Genomic DNA, 16,956 nt, shown 5'->3' with positions numbered 1-16,956 from the left:
AATTCCTTAAATTAATTATCCTTAAAAGTATTCATCAGTTTATCAAGATTTAAACTTCTTGCGGAGGCATCAAAAATCTCGCGGTACGTTCCGTTGGTTTGTACCAATTCATTGTGAGTCCCGCTTTCGACGACCCTGCCCTTTTTCATCACATAAATTTTATCTGAATCTAAAATTTGAGACAAAGAATGTGAAATAATAATCACAGTTCTGCCCTCTTTTATAGCATCCAAGGAGTTTTTGATCTGTTCTGTGGCGATGGCATCCAGACTTGCAGTAGGTTCATCAAGAAAAATAATCGGCGGGTTTTTCAAAAATAATCTTGCGATGGCAATTCTCTGTTGCTGGCCTCCTGAAAGTTGAGTTGCATCGTGCTGATATTGCTGTGGTAAATCTAAAATCTGTTCATGCAAATACGCTTTTTTTGCAGCTTCCTGAATTTCTTCAAAACTCGCATTCATGTCTCCATAACGGATATTATCTTCAATACTTCCCTGAAAAATGTGGTTTTTTTGAAGAACCAAGCCTAAATCGTCCCTCAGAAAAGTATTATCAAATTCATTTAAATTAACGTTATCCAATAAAATCTCCCCAGAATTTGGAAGATAAAATTTACATAAAAGGTTGATGATTGTTGATTTTCCGGCTCCACTTAAACCTACCAAAGCAGTTGTTTTGCCGTTTTCGATTTTCATGGAAACATCATGCAAAGCCCGTGTTCCGTTTGGATAGGAAAAGTTGACATTTTTTAATTCAAAATTTCCGATGATTTTCTTTTCTACAAAAGTTCCGTTTTGTTCTTTTTCGTCATCAGCATTTAAAATATCAAAATATCCTTCTGCATAAATCATCGCATCATTCATATCATCATAAATTCTGTGCAACTGACGAATCGGAGCTGAAACATTGTTGAAAAGCATGATATGAAGTATGATTGCGCCGATTGTCATCTGCTGATCCAACACCAAATAAACCGTCAAAAGAATAATTAAAACCACTCCAAACTGCTCGATAAAAGTTTTTAAACCATCATAAATAAAGTTCGTTTTTCGGGTAAACATCTGGCTTTCCATCAGCTGCATCTGCAAGTCGGATTGTTTTTTGCCTTCAAATTTTTCACGGACAAAACTTTTGATCACCATGATAGAATTGATCAAATTCAACAATCCCGAAGTTTTCTGTTCGCGCTGATTTCTTAATTGTCGACGAACTCCACCCAATTTTTTCGCCTGTAATGAGCTGATATAAAAATAAATAGGAACAATGATAGTAGAAACCAATCCAACATAAACATTTTGCATATACATGATAATCAATGCAATAAACGCGTTGGAAAATAACGGTAACATGTCGATAAAAAAGTTTTGAACTAATTTTGTCAGACTTTCAATTCCTCTGTCTATTCTGATCTGTAATTTTCCTGACTCGTGGTTTTCATCGTTAAAATAAGCTACACGATACGTCAAAATCTTATCAATTGCGGATTGCGCCAGAACTGAACTTACATTAATTCTAATCTTTTCACCATAAAATTTCTGTCCGAAATTGATGAAAATATTCAGTAATTCTTTTCCAAGTAAAATAATCGAAATGATGACCAAAACATGAATTCCCTCAGACATTGGGTTCGGCAAATGCGTCAGTTTTGTAACCTCATCTACCGTATATTTCAAAACAAGTGGATTCACCTGCGCTGCAAGAGCTCCTAAAAAAGTAAGAAGTAAAGTTCCATAAATCATTAAGCGATAAGGCTTAATAAATGGAACCAACTGTTGATAAATTCCAAATAAAGTAACTGTTCTGTTAAAAGGTTTTGCCATAGGAATTATTTTAACTAAAAAACGTACCGTTTCAAAGAGAAAAGGTACGTTTTATTATATTTTTCAGCAAATGATTGCTTTAATTTTTATAGTTCAAAAGGCTCAGTTGTTAAATAATGCAATTCTGATTTGCTTGCCGACTGTGATTCTGCTTTTGCCTGCTCTAAAGAATATTGAGAATTAATTTCTTTTCTCTGGAAAACAAAAGAATTATTCGCATTCTTATCTACAACGTCACTGAAAATATGCTGAATTTCAGAATTTCCCAACGATGCAAAACTGATATCTTCAAAACCGTACATTAATCTCAAATCATCAAACTGCGAAAAATTTTCATCCACAAAAGCTTGAAATTGAGATTTGGAGTCGAAATTACCTGCCCAAATATTATAGGCATAAGTTTTCCTTTTTGGTTTGTCTAAGATACTCTGATAAACGAAGTTTTCACCAAGATAAGCTTCTCTTACCTGCGGATCATTCGCTAATTCTTCGGGAAGTCCTTCTTTCAGGATCTTTCCTTCGAACATAATGTATGTTTTATTGGTAATTGCTAAAGTTTGCTGAACGTTGTGATCGGTAATCAAAATTCCGATGTTCTTGTCAACTAAACTTCTTACAATCTTCTGAATATCTTCAACTGCAATCGGGTCAACCCCTGCAAAAGGCTCATCTAAAAGGATAAAATTCGGGCTTGTTGCCAGACAACGTGCGATCTCTGTTCTACGCCTTTCTCCTCCCGAAAGAAGATCTCCTCTGTTTTTACGGACGTGCTGTAACGAGAATTCTTCAACCAGTTCATCACATTTCATCTGCTGTTCGCGTTTTGAAAGATTGGTCAACTGTAAAACTCCCATGATATTTTCTTCCACCGAAAGTTTTCTGAAAACCGACGCTTCCTGAGCCAGATAACCGATTCCTTTTTGGGCTCTGCGGTACATGGCATCGGTTGTAATTTCCTGCTTATCCAAGAAAATCTTTCCTGAAGTGGGCTTAACCAAACCAACAATCATATAAAACGATGTGGTTTTTCCGGCTCCGTTCGGGCCAAGCAAACCTACAATTTCTCCTTGCTGAACTTGTACAGAAACGCCTTTAACAACTTTTTTTGGACCGTATTCTTTGATTAAGTTTTCTCCTCGTAAAATCATAGGGACAAAGATAAAGTTTTTTTGAATTCAAATTTTAGATTAAAGATTGTGTTCAAAAGTTTTATGATTTTTTTAATAAGTGCTTCGACAGATCAGCATAATAATGCTACAAATAAACTGTTATATATTATCTTAAAAAAGTATTTTGATTTAAAATATTAATTAAATCTAACTAATTTTATATTTCATTTTACAAAAAGAAAAATATATCAATATTATGTGATAAATATTTATTAATTTAGATTTTCACTAATCAAATAAATATTTTTATTATGAAAAAATTAACAAAAAAAGATCTAATGAAAATTAACGGAGGTAATATACGCCCACCAGATGCCAATGGTAATTGCCAACCGGGATGGTACTTATGTCCATCAAATATATGCGTATATGATAAGGGCGGACAAAATCCTATTGTTCTAGGATCTCCTCACTACAACGCATGTTTTAATTAGAATAAAAAGCAAATAACACCTCAAATTGAGGTGTTATTTTATAAAGAAAATATTATTTATTTAAAAGAATCGCTGCTTCTTTAGCAAAATAAGTAAAGATCATATCCGCTCCTGCTCTTTTGAAGCAAGTTAAGCTTTCAATAATCGTTTTATCATTATCCACCCAGCCGTTTTGAGCCGCTGCTTTTACCATTGCATATTCACCACTTACGTTGTAAACCGCGATTGGAAGATCGATAGCTTCACGAACTTTAGAAACAATATCCAAATACGGAAGTCCCGGTTTGATCATAATAATATCTGCGCCCTCTTCAATATCTTTAAAGACCTCGTTTAATGCTTCACGAGAATTATGAAAATCCATCTGATATGTTTTTTTATCTTTCGGAATTTCCATATTATCTTTCGGAGCGCTGTCTAAAGCACTTCTGAACGGTCCATAAAAAGAACTCGCATATTTTGCAGAATAACTTAAAATTCCAACATCTGTAAATCCGCTGTCTTCTAAAGCCTCACGAATGCTCAATACTCTTCCATCCATCATATCACTTGGTGCCACAATGTCAGCTCCGGCCTCCGCATGTGACACAGACATTCTTGCCAATGCATCGTTGGTAGCATCATTTACGACTTTCCCGTTTTCAATAATTCCGTCGTGACCGTAAATTGAATATGGATCTAGGGCAACATCAGGCATCACGATCATTGCAGGAACAGCATCCTTAATCGCTTTGATCGTGCTTTGCATTAAGCCGTCTTTGTTCCAAGCTTCTTTTCCGGTGTTGTCTTTTAAATGATCAGACACCTTCATGTACAGATTGACCGCTTTTACGCCTAAAGAAAATAATTCCTTACATTCCTTCACCGTTAAATCTATACTTCGCCTGAAAATACCCGGCATCGACGGGATCGCCTCTTCCTTGTTTTCGCCCTCCATTACGAAGATCGGCATTACAAAATCATCAGTTGTAAGGATACTTTCTCTTACCAAGCTTCTCATAGATTCATTAACTCTAAGTCTTCTATTTCTTGAATGTATCATTTTTGGAATACTTTTTGAATAAGTTTCTGCAAATTTACTACAACTTCTGTAAAAAACTATTGCAGGAGATTGTAGAATTATTTACATTTGTTACAATACATTCGAGAAATTATAATTTGATGAAAAAACTTTTACTTTTATTTCTATTTACAGGCACTTTTGTTGGATTTTCCAACAATTTTAAAGCTCAACTGAGAGAGCCTGGCTCCATCTCGCAAAAGGCAGATGATGGTGTGCTTGTTGCCTATCCAAATCCTGCAAAGGATTTCCTTATCATTAAGGCAAAAGACTCTTCTTTAAGAGTTAAAAGCGTGACTTTTTATTCAATTTTGGGTACACAAGTTGCTAACTACACCGTAAATATGAACTCGGGAGAGATCAATATTGAAAAATTGAAGCCCGGAAAATATTTGATACGCTACACTTTAAGCGATAATACCCAAAAGGTTACTCAAATCGTAAAACAATAAAATTTAAATCCTGATAATCATCAGGATTTTTTCTTTTAGGTTAATTCTGTTTTAATTATTCCGTAACTTTCGGGATATTTTTATACTAACTATAGAAAAACAAATTAATGCTAAAAGCTGAACATATTACGAAGACCTACAATGCAGGTAAGAAAACAGCGTTGGATGACTTCAGTATACATGTCCCGAAAGGGAGTATTTATGGTCTTTTAGGGCCAAACGGAGCCGGAAAAACTTCCTTTATCCGTATCATCAATCAAATTACTCAGGCTGATTCCGGAGATGTCTTTATTAATGGAGAAAGGCTTAATCAAAATCATATCAGAGATATCGGTTATATGCCCGAAGAAAGAGGTTTATATAAAAATATGACCGTTGGTGATCAGATCCTTTATTTCGGAGAATTAAAAGGAATGACCAAAAATGACGCTTTAAATGAAGCAAAAAAATGGTTTGAAAAACTGAATATCGATCAATGGTGGAAGAAAAAACTGTCTGAACTTTCAAAAGGAATGGCTCAGAAAATTCAGTTTGTGGTAACTGTTCTTCACAGGCCGCATCTTTTAATTCTGGATGAACCTTTCTCTGGTTTTGATCCTGTGAATGCCAATTTGATTAAAGACCAAATCATCGAACTTAAAAATAACGGAACAACCATTATTCTTTCTACTCACCGAATGGAAAGTGTTGAGGAAATGTGTGATTATGTAGCATTAATCAATAATTCTAAAAAAATAATTGACGGAAGAGTTTTTGATGTAAGAGAAAAATTCAAGAAAAATATTTTTGGGATTACCCTTTCTGAGGTAAATGATTCTCAATTTGATACTTTCAAAAACAAATACGAGATCTTTAATTATACCAATGAAAATAATCTGGTTTCTTTTGATCTGAAGAATGAAAATGATCAGAACAACATCATTTTAGATCTTGTAAATGTTGGAAAAGTAAGGTCATTTGATGAAAAAATTCCAAGTATGAATGAAGTATTTATTAATGCGGTAAGCAACAACTCTTAATTATGAATAATATTTTTTTAATTACAAAAAGGGAATTTCTTACGCAGGTTAAGAAAAAATCCTTCATTATATTAACTTTATTGGCTCCCATTATGATCATTGCTTTTGGGGCAGTTATCGGATTAATGTTTAAAGCTAATGAGTCGCACAGCATTATTGAAGTTGTTGATAAAAGCGGATTATTTAAAGATCAGTTAAAATCAAACGATAAACTTAATTATGTTTTTGTTTCTGCGGCTGATGAAAAATCAAAGATCAATAACTTAAAAGGAAATGAATCTTTAGACGGAATTTTGATCTTACCGGAATTGCATGATAAAAATTATGATGATCTTGAGAAAAATTCAAGATTAGTTATTAATTCTAAAATTGGATTTGATACAAAACAGAGAATCATTTCTGATATCACGAACGTCATCAAAAAAGAAAAGATCAAACAATTAGGAATTGCAGAAACTCAATTGGATAATCTTGATAAAGGTTTTACTTTAAAAACAATTAATGTTTCTGAAAATAATAAGGAAGATTCTGATCTTAGCTTTGGCGTGAAAACGGGATTGAGCATGGTTTTAATGTACGTTACCTTCATGTTTATCCTGATTTATGGTGTGAGAGTAATGAGAAGTGTTTTGGAGGAGAAAAACAACCGTGTTGTAGAAATTATTATCTCTTCTGTGAAGCCTTTTGAACTGATGATGGGTAAAATTTTGGGCGTAACAATGGTTGCTTTGACTCAGTTTATTATCTGGATCACGATGTCGGTTATTGGCGCGTTGGTTTTAAATACAGGTTTTAATTCAATACAAAAAAATATTCCCGGCGGAAATGAAGAAATGATGAGCAAACTGGATGTTGCTCAGATTGCAACTCAGGTTTCTCACAGTCTATTGGAACTTAATTTTCCTTTAATTATCGGTGTATTTATTATTTATTTTCTTTTGGGATATATCTTTTACAGCTCGATTTATGCTGCCATTGGTTCAGCGGTTGATAATGAAACGGAGACTCAACAATTTACCTTATTCGCAATTTTACCATTAACCTTGGGAATGTACGGAAGTTTTTCATTGATGAATAATCCTGATGGTCCCTTAGGCTTTTGGTTATCCATAATTCCTTTCACATCACCTGTTGCAATGATTGCGCGAATTCCTTTTGGAGTTCCTATATGGCAATTGGCATTGTCGATTGTATTATTGCTGGGAACAACGATTTTCATGATATTCCTTGCAGGAAAAATATACAGAGTAGGAATTTTAATGTATGGAAATAAGGCTACTTTGAAAGAGCTTTGGAAATGGGTAAGAGGATAAAATCATCATCTGAACATTAAAAATTATAAAACAAAAATCCCGAGAATTAAAATTCCCGGGATTTTTTTATGTTTCTTATGAAATCTTTTTATTCAAAGATATAGGTTATTTTAGCACTAAGAACTTGTTCAGATTTACCTTTTGTACTGCCGAATGGCTCGTTCTTAAGACCTGGATAGGTATTAGAAATACCAAAGTCATAATTTAAAGCAAATTCTAACTGTCTTTTGTAGCTATATCCTACACCAATTCCTACACCAAAGTTAAAGCTAGCTGCTTTACCGTTTACTCCAGGAAGACTAGGAACAGTAACATCCGGATCATAGTAAGGTCTTGATACCGGAGCGTTTTTAACTTTCTGACTAATTAAAAAATTAAATCTAGGTCCTGCCATAGCAAAGAATTCTGATTCAGCTTCTGAAAAATACCCTTTGAAATAAATAGGAACACTGATATAATTATTTGCATAAACAGCGTCATAACCATCCCTTCCCTTACCATCCTTATCTTTTCCGGTTTCTCCAGCTCCGTAGTATAAAACCTCAGGCTGTAAGAAAAACTGGTTTTCTTTTCCCATAGGAATTAAAGCTACAACACCTGCTTGCATCGTAAATCTTTTTCCTGAAGGATTATGGGCATTCTTCACTCCCGAGTAGTTACCTCCTGCAGTAATACCAAATCTTGTACTACTGAAATCAATCTGGGCGAAAGATAAAGTAGAAAGTACCAAAGCCGAGGCTAATAAAAGTTTTTTCATATGTTGGGTTTTATAATTAAGCTAAAATTTTCGCTACAGTTGCACCGATATCAGCAGGAGAATCTACAACGTTGATCCCGTTTTCTCTCATGATCTGCATTTTTGCCTGAGCAGTGTCTTCATCACCACCTACGATAGCACCAGCGTGCCCCATAGTTCTTCCTTTAGGAGCAGTTTGCCCAGCGATAAATCCTACAACCGGCTTTGTAGATCCACTAGCTTTGTACCATCTTGCAGCTTCAGCCTCAAGACCACCACCGATCTCACCGATCATAACAACAGCTTCAGTTTCAGGATCGTTGATGAACAATTCTAATGCTTCTCTAGTAGTAGTTCCAATGATTGGGTCACCACCAATACCGATAGCAGTAGAAACACCGAAACCAGCTTTTACAACTTGGTCAGCAGCTTCATAAGTAAGAGTTCCTGATTTAGAAACGATACCTACTTTTCCTTTTTTGAAAACGAAACCTGGCATAATACCAATTTTAGCTTCTTCAGAAGTAATGATTCCCGGACAGTTTGGCCCGATCAATCTGCAATCTCTGTCTGCGATGTAAGATTTCACTTTTACCATGTCTGCTACAGGAATACCTTCAGTAATACATACGATCACTTTAATTCCAGCTTCAGCAGCTTCCATGATAGCATCTGCAGCAAATGCAGGCGGTACAAAAATGATACTCACGTTTGCTCCAGCTTTTTCAACAGCATCAGCAACAGTGTTGAATACAGGCTTTCCTAAGTGCTCGCTACCTCCTTTTCCTGGAGTAACACCACCTACTACGTTTGTTCCGTATTCAATCATCTGACCTGCGTGGAAAGTACCTTCGTTACCTGTAAATCCTTGTACAATTACTTTAGAATCTTTGTTTACTAAAATTGACATTTTATTGTTGTTTTAATTTATTTTTATTTTCTTATTAATGCTCACAAATTTACTTAATTTTCTTTGATTTTAGATAAAACCTTAAGAATTGTTTATTTGAGATTTCTCAGTTTTACTTCTTTTTTCAAATATGTTTTAAAATCTTCTGCAAACATCCCGATATAAGTGCCTTTTTCAAGATCTCTGTTGACTCCGGTTTTTCCGAGAATTACAGATCCGTTGGCAATTTTATTACCGGAAGCAATACCAACTTGCCCCCATAATGTTACCTCATCTCCTATTACACAACATCCTGCGATTCCGACTTGTGAAGCAATTAAGCATTTTTTTCCGATCACGGTATCATGACCGATCTGGATTTGATTATCCAACACAGAACCTTCTCCAATAACCGTAGAATCTGTAACACCACGGTCGATTGTACAGCCGTTTCCGATTTCTACATTGTTTTCGATGACAACATTTCCTACAGAAATCAGACGGTCAAAATTTCCGTTTAATTTTCTGTAATAAAAAGCATCACCTCCTAAAACGGTGTTTGATTGAATAATTACATTGTCACCAATCACAGTTCTGTCACCAATGACAACATTAGGAAAAATAAGTGTATTTTTTCCAATAATCACATTATTGCCGATCACTGCTGAAGAATGGATTTTTGTACCCTCGCCTATTTCAACATCATGAAGTTCTTCTGTGAAATTATATATTCTCGTAAAATGAGTGTTAATCTTATTAAAATCTCCGAAAGGATCTTCGGAAACCAACAGTGCTTTACCTTCCGGACATTCAACTTCTTTATCAATTAAAATGATTGTTGCCGCTGAATTCAAAGCTTTATCGTAGTATTTTGGATGGTTAACAAAAACGATCTCGCCTTGTTTTACCATGTGAATTTCATTAGTTCCCAACACTTGAAAGTCTTCAGAACCGATGAATTTTGCCCCGATTAAATCAGCTATTGTTTTAAGCTTTTGTGGTTGATGAAACGTCATATTTTTAAATGATGTTTAAATTTTATAACCTTGTCGACGTTTGAACCCCTGACAAGGTTTGTTTTCAAGTTTAGATTGCAGCCCGACTTGAGCGGAAATCCTTTTTTAGCATGGAAAAAGCAATGGCCAAAAAAGATTGGGAGCGGAAGGCGGAAATAGCTGCCATAAAAAATGAAAGCTGAAAGTTGTTATACTTCCAGCTTCCTGTTATTTTGAATAATTATTCTTTTACTCTTTCTAAGTAAGAACCATCTTCTGTACTCACTTTGATTTTGTCTCCTGCTTCAATGAACAGAGGAACCATTACTCTTGCTCCTGTTTCAACGATAGCGTTTTTAAGAGCGTTGGTAGCTGTATTTCCTTTTACTCCCGGATCAGCTTCGATTACTTCCAGGTAAACAGACTGGGGAAGTTCTGCCGACAAAGGCGTCTCATCAGCTTCCTTTAAAATGATGGTAACTTCTTCACCTGCTTTCATCAGATTAGAGTTCTCGATCATTTCTTTATCAAGATAAAGCTGAGAGAAATCATCATTATTCATGAAGTGGAAACCATTCTCATCATCGTAAAGATATTGGAATTTTCTTGTAATTACTTTCACCTCATCAATTTTGTGACCTGCAGAAAACGTATTATCCAATACTTTTCCGTTAGTTACTGATTTCAGTTTTGTTCTAACGAAAGCTGGTCCTTTTCCCGGCTTTACGTGCATAAATTCAACTACTTTAAAAATATCATTGCTAAATTCGATGCAAAGTCCTTTTCTTATATCGTTACTTGTTGCCATTAATTTTTATATCTATTTATTTTCTTTTATTTAATTGTATTCCCTGCCCTTCAGGCATCATTCTACTAAATGTATTATTATTAAATGTATTCACACTATTTTGCAGTCTTTTTACATTCGTCTGAACCTCAGAATTATATTGATTTGCAGTTCCAAAAATTGAAGTACTGCTTGTATTCTGTTTCAGAACATCATTTAAATTCTTTTTAGCAATACTATCATTAGACTTCTCTGGAAGTTTCCTCTCCAGGATTGAAGTTTTAGTTGGTTTTTGCGTTACATATCCTTCCGTTTCCTGTCCGTAAAGCATAGATATTGAAGAAACTATCATAAATAAAATTAAATTTTTCATCTGTGTATTTCTTTTGTGTTTAATGATCTAGCTTTCTTTTCCCGTTCCGTATCCTTTAACGATACCTCGAGGAGAGTTTTGGATAAACTGAAGGATCTCATCTCTTTCAGCTGTTGGAAGCATTTCTTTTTCGATGTAAGTTACAGCCTGAGAAACGTTCATTTTCATTTGGAAAATAGTTCTGTAGATCTTTTGAATTTCGAAAATTTTCTCGTTGGTAAATCCTCTTCTTCTCAAACCTACTGAGTTGATTCCAGCGTAAGACATCGGCTCCCTCGCAACCTTTACATAAGGCGGAATATCTTTTCTTACCAATGTTCCACCGGAAATCATCACATGTTTACCGATTTTACCAAATTGATGCACAGCACTAAGACCTCCCATTACGGTATAGTCTCCGATTTCTACGTGCCCTGCAATACCGCAACCGTTCACAATGATAACGTGATCTCCGATAACGCAGTCGTGCGCAATATGGGAAGTTGCCATGATAAGGCAGTTTTTACCAATTTTGGTAAATCCAAGGGCTTTTGTGCCTCTGTTTACCGTTACACACTCTCTGATTGTAGTTTCGTCTCCGATAATTACCTGAGTATCTTCACCATCAAATTTTAAATCCTGAGGGATCGCAGAAATTACCGTTCCGGGAAATATTCTACAGTTTTTACCTATTCTTGCCCCATCCATGATGGTAACATTAGGGCCAATCCAAGTTCCTTCTCCGATTTCTACATCCCCTGCTATTGTAGTAAATGGTTCTACAATAACATTTTTGCTGATTTTTGCGCGTTTATCAACGGCTGCTAATTGATGAATCATTTAATCAACTTTATTTTTTGCAACTTGAGCCATTAATTCTGCTTCTACTGCTACAGTATCTCCCACATATCCGTATCCCTGCATATGAACAATACCTCTTCTGATAGGCTCTATCAATTCAATTTTGAAAATCATAGTATCACCCGGAACTACTTTTCTCTTGAATTTTACTTTATCAATTTTAATGAAATAGGTAGAGTAATTTTCAGGATCCGGAACGCTTGCCAATACCAAGATACCACCTGTCTGCGCCAACGCTTCAACTTGTAAAACTCCCGGCATTACAGGCTCTTTAGGGAAATGTCCAACGAAGAAAGGTTCGTTCATTGTAACATTTTTCAATCCTACTACGTGAGAATCTGACAATTCTAAGATCTTATCAATCAATAAGAATGGTGGTCTGTGGGGCATCAACTTCATAATTCCGTTGATGTCGAACACAGGTTCTTTCGTTAAATCAAAATCAGGAACATTTTTTTTCTTCTGTAATTTCCACTGACGGTTCAATTTTTTAGCAAATTGAGTATTTACAAAATGTCCTGGTTTGTTAGCAATAACTTTTCCTTTAATTTTTACTCCAGCCAAAGCCAAATCACCAATTACATCAAGTAACTTGTGTCTTGCAGCTTCGTTAGGATAATTTAAAGTAAGATTATCAAGAATACCATTTGGTCTGATAGACACTTTGTCTTTACCAAAAGCTTTCTTTAGTTTTTCTGTAGTTTCAGGAGTAAGATCTTTGTCTACATAAACGATCGCGTTAGAAATATCTCCACCTTTGATCAAACCATGATCTAAAAGCATTTCTAATTCATGTAAAAAGCTGAACGTTCTAGCAGATGAAATCTCTTCTTTAAACTCAGAAATATTTTTAAGAGTAGCGTTTTGAGTACCTAAAACTTTAGTCCCAAAATCTACCATTGTAGTAATTTCGTAATTATCTGAAGGAATAATTGTAATTTCTGAACCCGTTGCAGGATCGCTATAGCTAAGAACTTCTTTTACTACCAAATACTCTCTGGCAATACCTTGTTCTACGATTCCTACACTTTCGATTGCTTCTACAAAAAACTTTGAAGAACCGTCTAAGATTGGAGGTTCAGAAGCATCCATTTCCAGCATTGCGTTATCTATATCACAACCAACTAAGGCTGCTAAAAGATGTTCACAAGTGTTAATTTTAACTCCTAATTTTTCTAATGTCGTTCCTCTTTCTGTCGCTACAACATAGTTTACATCAGCTTCGACCTGAGGATGACCCTCTAAATCTGTTCTCACAAAAACGAAACCTGTATTTTCTTTAGCAGGTTTTATGGTCAATTTTACTTCTTTACCAGTATGAAGGCCAATTCCGGAAAGTGTTACCTCTTCCTGAAGTGTTTTTTGCATATCACTCATTAGTATGATCTTTTGAGGTATTCTCAAGATTATTTATTCGTTTTACAATTTCAGGTAAATTCCTGAAATGTACATAGCTTCTAAGGTAATCATTATAACTTATCGCAGGTGATCCGTATACAGTTTCTCTATTATTCACACTAGAATTCACGCCACTCTGAGCCTGAATTTTCACCTGATCTCCTATTTTAATATGTCCTACGATCCCCACCTGACCTCCAATCTGGTTCCAGTTGCCAATAGTGGTAGAACCTGCAATTCCTGCTTGTGCCGCAATTACATTGTTTTGTCCAATTTTTACATTGTGAGCTATCTGGATAAGGTTATCTATCTTGGTTCCTTTTCCGATAACGGTAGATCCGATGGTAGCTCTGTCGATACTACAGTTAGAACCGATTTCAACATCATCTTCGATAATTACATTACCTAATTGAGGGATTTTTTTGAATCCATCAGGAGTAGGCTGAAAACCAAATCCATCTCCGCCAATCACCGTATTGGAATGAATCACACAATTATCTCCAACGATACAGTAATCGTAAATTCTGGCACCACTGTCTATTTTACAGTTTTTACCAATTTTTACACCTTTACCAATGTAAACATGAGGATAAATTTGTGAACCTTCACCAATTTTTGCTTTATCTGAGATGTAGGTAAACGCACCGATATAGGCTTTTTCGCCAATAACAGCTGTTTCATGAATAGAAGAGCCATCTTCGACTCCTTCTTTCCTCCCCTGCATTTCCTGATAAAGGTTCATTAAAACCTGAAAGGCAAGATAAGCATCTTTTACGGCAATGATGGTAGGATTATAATTATCTTTAGTTATAATATTTTCAGAAACGATAAGAACGGAGCATCGTGAAGTGTCCAAATAGTGGGAAAATCTCTCTTGTGCTACAAAAGAAAGATGTCCTGATTCCCCATTCTCAATTGGTGAAACTCCAGTAATACGTGCGTGTTCGTCACCTATTATTTTTCCGTCAATAAAACTTGCAATTTGCGAAGCTGTAAATTCCATATTCTGCAAAGATAAGAAATTCTATAATTCGCAAACATTTTTTAGTTTTAGGATAGTGAATTTTAATATTATTTAAGAAATCAGTTAGAAATATCTCGCGGAAAAGTAAGGATATATCTTGTGGTCTTATTTACGATTAACCCCGATAAAAGCTGGTCTTCCGACTCGTCGAGTCTTAATTTCACTCCACTTTTCTGCAATAAATAAATTGGCTGCTTTTCTGTGTCATAAGGCAACAATTTTCTCTTGATCTCGTGTACTAGATCTTCACCGTTATGAATTCCGAAAAATTCGTTGGTGTTTTTTATTTTTTCTTCAATAAATTTCGGATCAAACGGATGAGAAGAGATAATTGTTTTAGGCAGGTTTCTCTGTATCACACATTTACACCAATAAGAAAGAATAATATCATCAGAATTCTGCCAGGATTTCATCGCCTGAATAACGTCATTATCATCCATTTGAGTGAATCTTTCAACGTCTTCATCGGTTGCTGAGCTTTTTCCGCGGTATAAAAAATATTTCAAATTTTCTGTCGCAGGCAAATTAATTCCTTGAGAAACCAAATATTTTGCTCTTTCTAAGATTTTAACCAAAAGAAACTCAGCCAAAGCCGAAGTTTTATGATAATATACCTGCCAATACATGAACATTCTTGCTGTCAAAAAATTTTCAATAGAATAAATTCCTTTCGCATCAATCACCAATTCGCCTTCTTCGCAAACGTTCATCATCGAAATAATCCTTTGTGTATTGATATTTCCCTCTGAAACTCCTGTGAAAAAGCTATCTCTCTTCAAATAATCCAATCTGTCAACATCCAACTGAGAAGAAATAAGCTGATTGAAAAATTTTCTATGATATTTCCCCTGAAACATTTCAATAGCAACATTAAGTTGGCCATTAAACTCAACATTTAATCGATTCATCAATAATAATGAAAGATTTTCGTGATGCCAGTCGTCCATCAGCATACTTTCTAACGCGTGAGAAAACGGTCCGTGACCAATATCATGCATTAAAATTGCCAACATTGCTCCTTTTTCTTCTTCATCAGAAATTTTAACTCCTTTTTGTTTTAAAGTCTCCAAAGCCGTAAACATCAAATGCATTGCACCCAAAGCATGATGAAATCTTGTATGGGTAGCACCCGGAAAAATTAAAGTTAAAAGCCCGGTCTGGGAAATCCTTCTCAGCCTTTGAAAATAGGGATGTTCGATGATGTCGAATAAAATTTCGTGAGGAATTTTGATGAATCCGTGAACAGGATCATTGATGATTTTAAGCTTATTCTGCATTGAAATGTCAGTATTTGTACACAAATTTAGGGATTTTAAATTTTAGGGTTGATTAAATTAGTATTAAAAACTTCCGGCTTAAACACAAATAGCACAAACTTTTTCACGAATAACACTAATTAAAAAAGTTAAGTTTTGGCTAAAGTCAATAGATTGGGACTATTTTTACTAAGCGGGCTAAAGCCCGCTCCTATTGATACAAAGCTCTATATCATTTGTGAAAAAACTTGTGCCATTTGTGTTTAAAAATTATCTTTGATATAAATTCGAACACCCTTTCATGAGAAAGTTCTCACTTTTTATCATCATCTTTTTAAGTATCAATTTTTCGGCACAAAAATTATCTGAGACTCAAAAATTGGAATCCCTTTGTAAAGTCTGGGGATTCTTAAAATATTATCATCCAAATGTTGCAAAAGGAAATCTCGATTGGGATAATCAGCTTTTCCAGAAATTAAATGAAATTGAAAAAATCAACGATAAAAGTCAATTGAATGAATTTTATTCTAACTGGATAGACAGTCTTGGGAAAGTTGAAACTTGTGAGCAATGTAAAAAAGAGGATAATAAAATCTATTTCTTGAAAAACTTTGATCTCAACTGGATCAATAATCAGAATATCTTTTCAGAAAATACAACCCAGAAACTCAATTATATTCAGGATAATAGAAACATTGGCGACAATTATTATTTCGGGCTCGGTGGAAGAAAAGTATTTTTCAGAAACGAAAATTCTTATGGATCAAAATTTACCTCTAAAGAAATCAGCCTTTTAGAATTATTCAGATATTGGAATTATGTAGAATATTTTTTCCCTTACAAATATAAAACAGATCAAAACTGGAATGATGTTTTAACAGAGATGATTCCGAAATTTATCAAGATTAATAATGATGAAACTTATCATTTAACATTAGCCGAACTGGTTACCAAAACAGATGATTCTCATGCTTTTCTGTTTTCACCATTCATTAGTTTACATCAATATGGGAGAAGAAAAATTCCTGTTGAATATAGTTATGCAGAAGGAAAATTGATTGTTACTAAAATTAATTCCAACAAATTTAGTGAAGAAAATCCGTTGAAAATCGATGATGTAATTTATGATGTTAACGGAAAAACGATTCCACAAATGGTCAATAGTTTTGGAAAATATATTCCGGCTTCGAATTCTTGGGGGAAAATTAAAAAGGTAAAAAATCTTTTTCTCTTTACCAATAATGATTCAATTGCTCTTAGACTTGAACGAAACGGACAGAATTTAGCTATTAAAGCAAAAGCATATCTGCTCAAAGATATTATCAATGAAAAACTGCGACACCGGAAAAATGGGAGTTTGTTGATGATGAAAGAAAAATCGGCTATGTAAA

Annotated in this window: 15 protein-coding genes and 1 pseudogene; 4 read left to right on the top strand and 12 right to left on the bottom strand. The window is 34.7% G+C overall.

Annotation, left to right across the window (positions count from 1 at the left end):
• Positions 1-11 precede the first annotated feature (11 nt).
• The 3 genes and pseudogenes from BT156_RS05760 to hemB all read right to left on the bottom strand — a co-directional run bounded on the left by BT156_RS05760 (position 12) and on the right by hemB (position 4,465).
• Positions 12-1,739, bottom strand: a complete 1,728-nt coding sequence (locus BT156_RS05760) for an ABC transporter ATP-binding protein (RefSeq protein WP_072408406.1) — start codon at positions 1,737-1,739, stop codon at positions 12-14.
• A gap of 503 nt (positions 1,740-2,242) precedes the next feature.
• A pseudogene (gene lptB / locus BT156_RS05755) lies at positions 2,243-2,968 on the bottom strand (LPS export ABC transporter ATP-binding protein); the annotation flags it as partial.
• A 507-nt stretch (positions 2,969-3,475) separates the two neighbouring features.
• Positions 3,476-4,465, bottom strand: a complete 990-nt coding sequence (gene hemB / locus BT156_RS05745) for a porphobilinogen synthase (RefSeq protein WP_072408069.1) — start codon at positions 4,463-4,465, stop codon at positions 3,476-3,478.
• 119 nt (positions 4,466-4,584) lie between these two features.
• Between hemB and BT156_RS05740 the strand changes: the two genes are divergently transcribed.
• From BT156_RS05740 to BT156_RS05730, 3 genes are all read left to right on the top strand, one after another.
• Positions 4,585-4,935, top strand: a complete 351-nt coding sequence (locus tag BT156_RS05740) for a T9SS type A sorting domain-containing protein (protein WP_072408067.1) — start codon at positions 4,585-4,587, stop codon at positions 4,933-4,935.
• Positions 4,936-5,042: 107 nt separating this feature from the next.
• Complete coding sequence (locus BT156_RS05735; protein WP_072408066.1) at positions 5,043-5,954, top strand: ABC transporter ATP-binding protein; 912 nt, start codon at positions 5,043-5,045, stop codon at positions 5,952-5,954.
• 2 nt (positions 5,955-5,956) lie between these two features.
• On the top strand, positions 5,957-7,267 hold the full coding sequence (locus BT156_RS05730; protein WP_072408064.1) for an ABC transporter permease: 1,311 nt from the start codon (positions 5,957-5,959) through the stop codon (positions 7,265-7,267).
• Positions 7,268-7,355: 88 nt separating this feature from the next.
• Here BT156_RS05730 and BT156_RS05725 read toward each other — a convergent pair whose 3' ends face one another.
• The 9 genes from BT156_RS05725 to BT156_RS05685 form a co-directional block, all read right to left on the bottom strand.
• Positions 7,356-8,024, bottom strand: a complete 669-nt coding sequence (locus BT156_RS05725) for a porin family protein (RefSeq protein ID WP_072408062.1) — start codon at positions 8,022-8,024, stop codon at positions 7,356-7,358.
• 16 nt (positions 8,025-8,040) lie between these two features.
• Positions 8,041-8,913: a succinate--CoA ligase subunit alpha gene (sucD, locus tag BT156_RS05720; protein ID WP_034710058.1), complete on the bottom strand. Its 873-nt coding sequence runs from the start codon at positions 8,911-8,913 to the stop codon at positions 8,041-8,043.
• Between the two features lie 92 nt (positions 8,914-9,005).
• Positions 9,006-9,908, bottom strand: coding sequence for a UDP-3-O-(3-hydroxymyristoyl)glucosamine N-acyltransferase (locus BT156_RS05715; RefSeq protein WP_072408060.1), 903 nt, complete (start codon positions 9,906-9,908; stop codon positions 9,006-9,008).
• 220 nt (positions 9,909-10,128) lie between these two features.
• Positions 10,129-10,695, bottom strand: coding sequence for an elongation factor P (gene efp / locus BT156_RS05710; protein WP_072408058.1), 567 nt, complete (start codon positions 10,693-10,695; stop codon positions 10,129-10,131).
• 16 nt (positions 10,696-10,711) lie between these two features.
• The gene (locus tag BT156_RS05705; protein WP_228429994.1) at positions 10,712-11,047 is read right to left on the bottom strand and encodes a hypothetical protein; all 336 of its coding nucleotides are present in this window, start codon (positions 11,045-11,047) and stop codon (positions 10,712-10,714) included.
• Positions 11,048-11,074: 27 nt separating this feature from the next.
• The gene (gene lpxA / locus BT156_RS05700) at positions 11,075-11,866 is read right to left on the bottom strand and encodes an acyl-ACP--UDP-N-acetylglucosamine O-acyltransferase (RefSeq protein WP_072408056.1); all 792 of its coding nucleotides are present in this window, start codon (positions 11,864-11,866) and stop codon (positions 11,075-11,077) included.
• On the bottom strand, positions 11,867-13,264 hold the full coding sequence (locus BT156_RS05695; RefSeq protein ID WP_072408054.1) for a bifunctional UDP-3-O-[3-hydroxymyristoyl] N-acetylglucosamine deacetylase/3-hydroxyacyl-ACP dehydratase: 1,398 nt from the start codon (positions 13,262-13,264) through the stop codon (positions 11,867-11,869).
• Positions 13,257-14,288, bottom strand: a complete 1,032-nt coding sequence (gene lpxD / locus BT156_RS05690) for a UDP-3-O-(3-hydroxymyristoyl)glucosamine N-acyltransferase (protein ID WP_072408052.1) — start codon at positions 14,286-14,288, stop codon at positions 13,257-13,259. The genes BT156_RS05695 and lpxD overlap by 8 nt, the downstream gene beginning before the upstream one ends.
• A gap of 80 nt (positions 14,289-14,368) precedes the next feature.
• Positions 14,369-15,586, bottom strand: a complete 1,218-nt coding sequence (locus BT156_RS05685) for an HD domain-containing protein (protein ID WP_072408050.1) — start codon at positions 15,584-15,586, stop codon at positions 14,369-14,371.
• A 280-nt stretch (positions 15,587-15,866) separates the two neighbouring features.
• Here BT156_RS05685 and BT156_RS05680 point away from each other — a divergent pair, with 280 nt between their 5' ends.
• Positions 15,867-16,955, top strand: a complete 1,089-nt coding sequence (locus tag BT156_RS05680) for a S41 family peptidase (protein ID WP_072408048.1) — start codon at positions 15,867-15,869, stop codon at positions 16,953-16,955.
• Position 16,956 lies beyond the last annotated feature (1 nt).

The sequence above is a fragment of the Chryseobacterium limigenitum genome (assembly GCF_900114875.1).
Taxonomy (GTDB): domain Bacteria; phylum Bacteroidota; class Bacteroidia; order Flavobacteriales; family Weeksellaceae; genus Chryseobacterium; species Chryseobacterium limigenitum.
This window is presented reverse-complemented; position numbering and strand designations above follow the sequence as displayed.

What these genes read in the sequence shown, in the direction of transcription:
- BT156_RS05760 (WP_072408406.1), bottom strand. Translation starts at nt 1,739, where the DNA reads ATGATTTATGGAACTTTACTTCTTACTTTTTTAGGAGCTCTTGCAGCG.
- hemB (WP_072408069.1), bottom strand. Translation starts at nt 4,465, where the DNA reads ATGATACATTCAAGAAATAGAAGACTTAGAGTTAATGAATCTATGAGA.
- BT156_RS05740 (WP_072408067.1), top strand. Translation starts at nt 4,585, where the DNA reads ATGAAAAAACTTTTACTTTTATTTCTATTTACAGGCACTTTTGTTGGA.
- BT156_RS05735 (WP_072408066.1), top strand. Translation starts at nt 5,043, where the DNA reads ATGCTAAAAGCTGAACATATTACGAAGACCTACAATGCAGGTAAGAAA.
- BT156_RS05730 (WP_072408064.1), top strand. Translation starts at nt 5,957, where the DNA reads ATGAATAATATTTTTTTAATTACAAAAAGGGAATTTCTTACGCAGGTT.
- BT156_RS05725 (WP_072408062.1), bottom strand. Translation starts at nt 8,024, where the DNA reads ATGAAAAAACTTTTATTAGCCTCGGCTTTGGTACTTTCTACTTTATCT.
- sucD (WP_034710058.1), bottom strand. Translation starts at nt 8,913, where the DNA reads ATGTCAATTTTAGTAAACAAAGATTCTAAAGTAATTGTACAAGGATTT.
- BT156_RS05715 (WP_072408060.1), bottom strand. Translation starts at nt 9,908, where the DNA reads ATGACGTTTCATCAACCACAAAAGCTTAAAACAATAGCTGATTTAATC.
- efp (WP_072408058.1), bottom strand. Translation starts at nt 10,695, where the DNA reads ATGGCAACAAGTAACGATATAAGAAAAGGACTTTGCATCGAATTTAGC.
- BT156_RS05705 (WP_228429994.1), bottom strand. Translation starts at nt 11,047, where the DNA reads ATGAAAAATTTAATTTTATTTATGATAGTTTCTTCAATATCTATGCTT.
- lpxA (WP_072408056.1), bottom strand. Translation starts at nt 11,866, where the DNA reads ATGATTCATCAATTAGCAGCCGTTGATAAACGCGCAAAAATCAGCAAA.
- BT156_RS05695 (WP_072408054.1), bottom strand. Translation starts at nt 13,264, where the DNA reads ATGAGTGATATGCAAAAAACACTTCAGGAAGAGGTAACACTTTCCGGA.
- lpxD (WP_072408052.1), bottom strand. Translation starts at nt 14,288, where the DNA reads ATGGAATTTACAGCTTCGCAAATTGCAAGTTTTATTGACGGAAAAATA.
- BT156_RS05685 (WP_072408050.1), bottom strand. Translation starts at nt 15,586, where the DNA reads ATGCAGAATAAGCTTAAAATCATCAATGATCCTGTTCACGGATTCATC.
- BT156_RS05680 (WP_072408048.1), top strand. Translation starts at nt 15,867, where the DNA reads ATGAGAAAGTTCTCACTTTTTATCATCATCTTTTTAAGTATCAATTTT.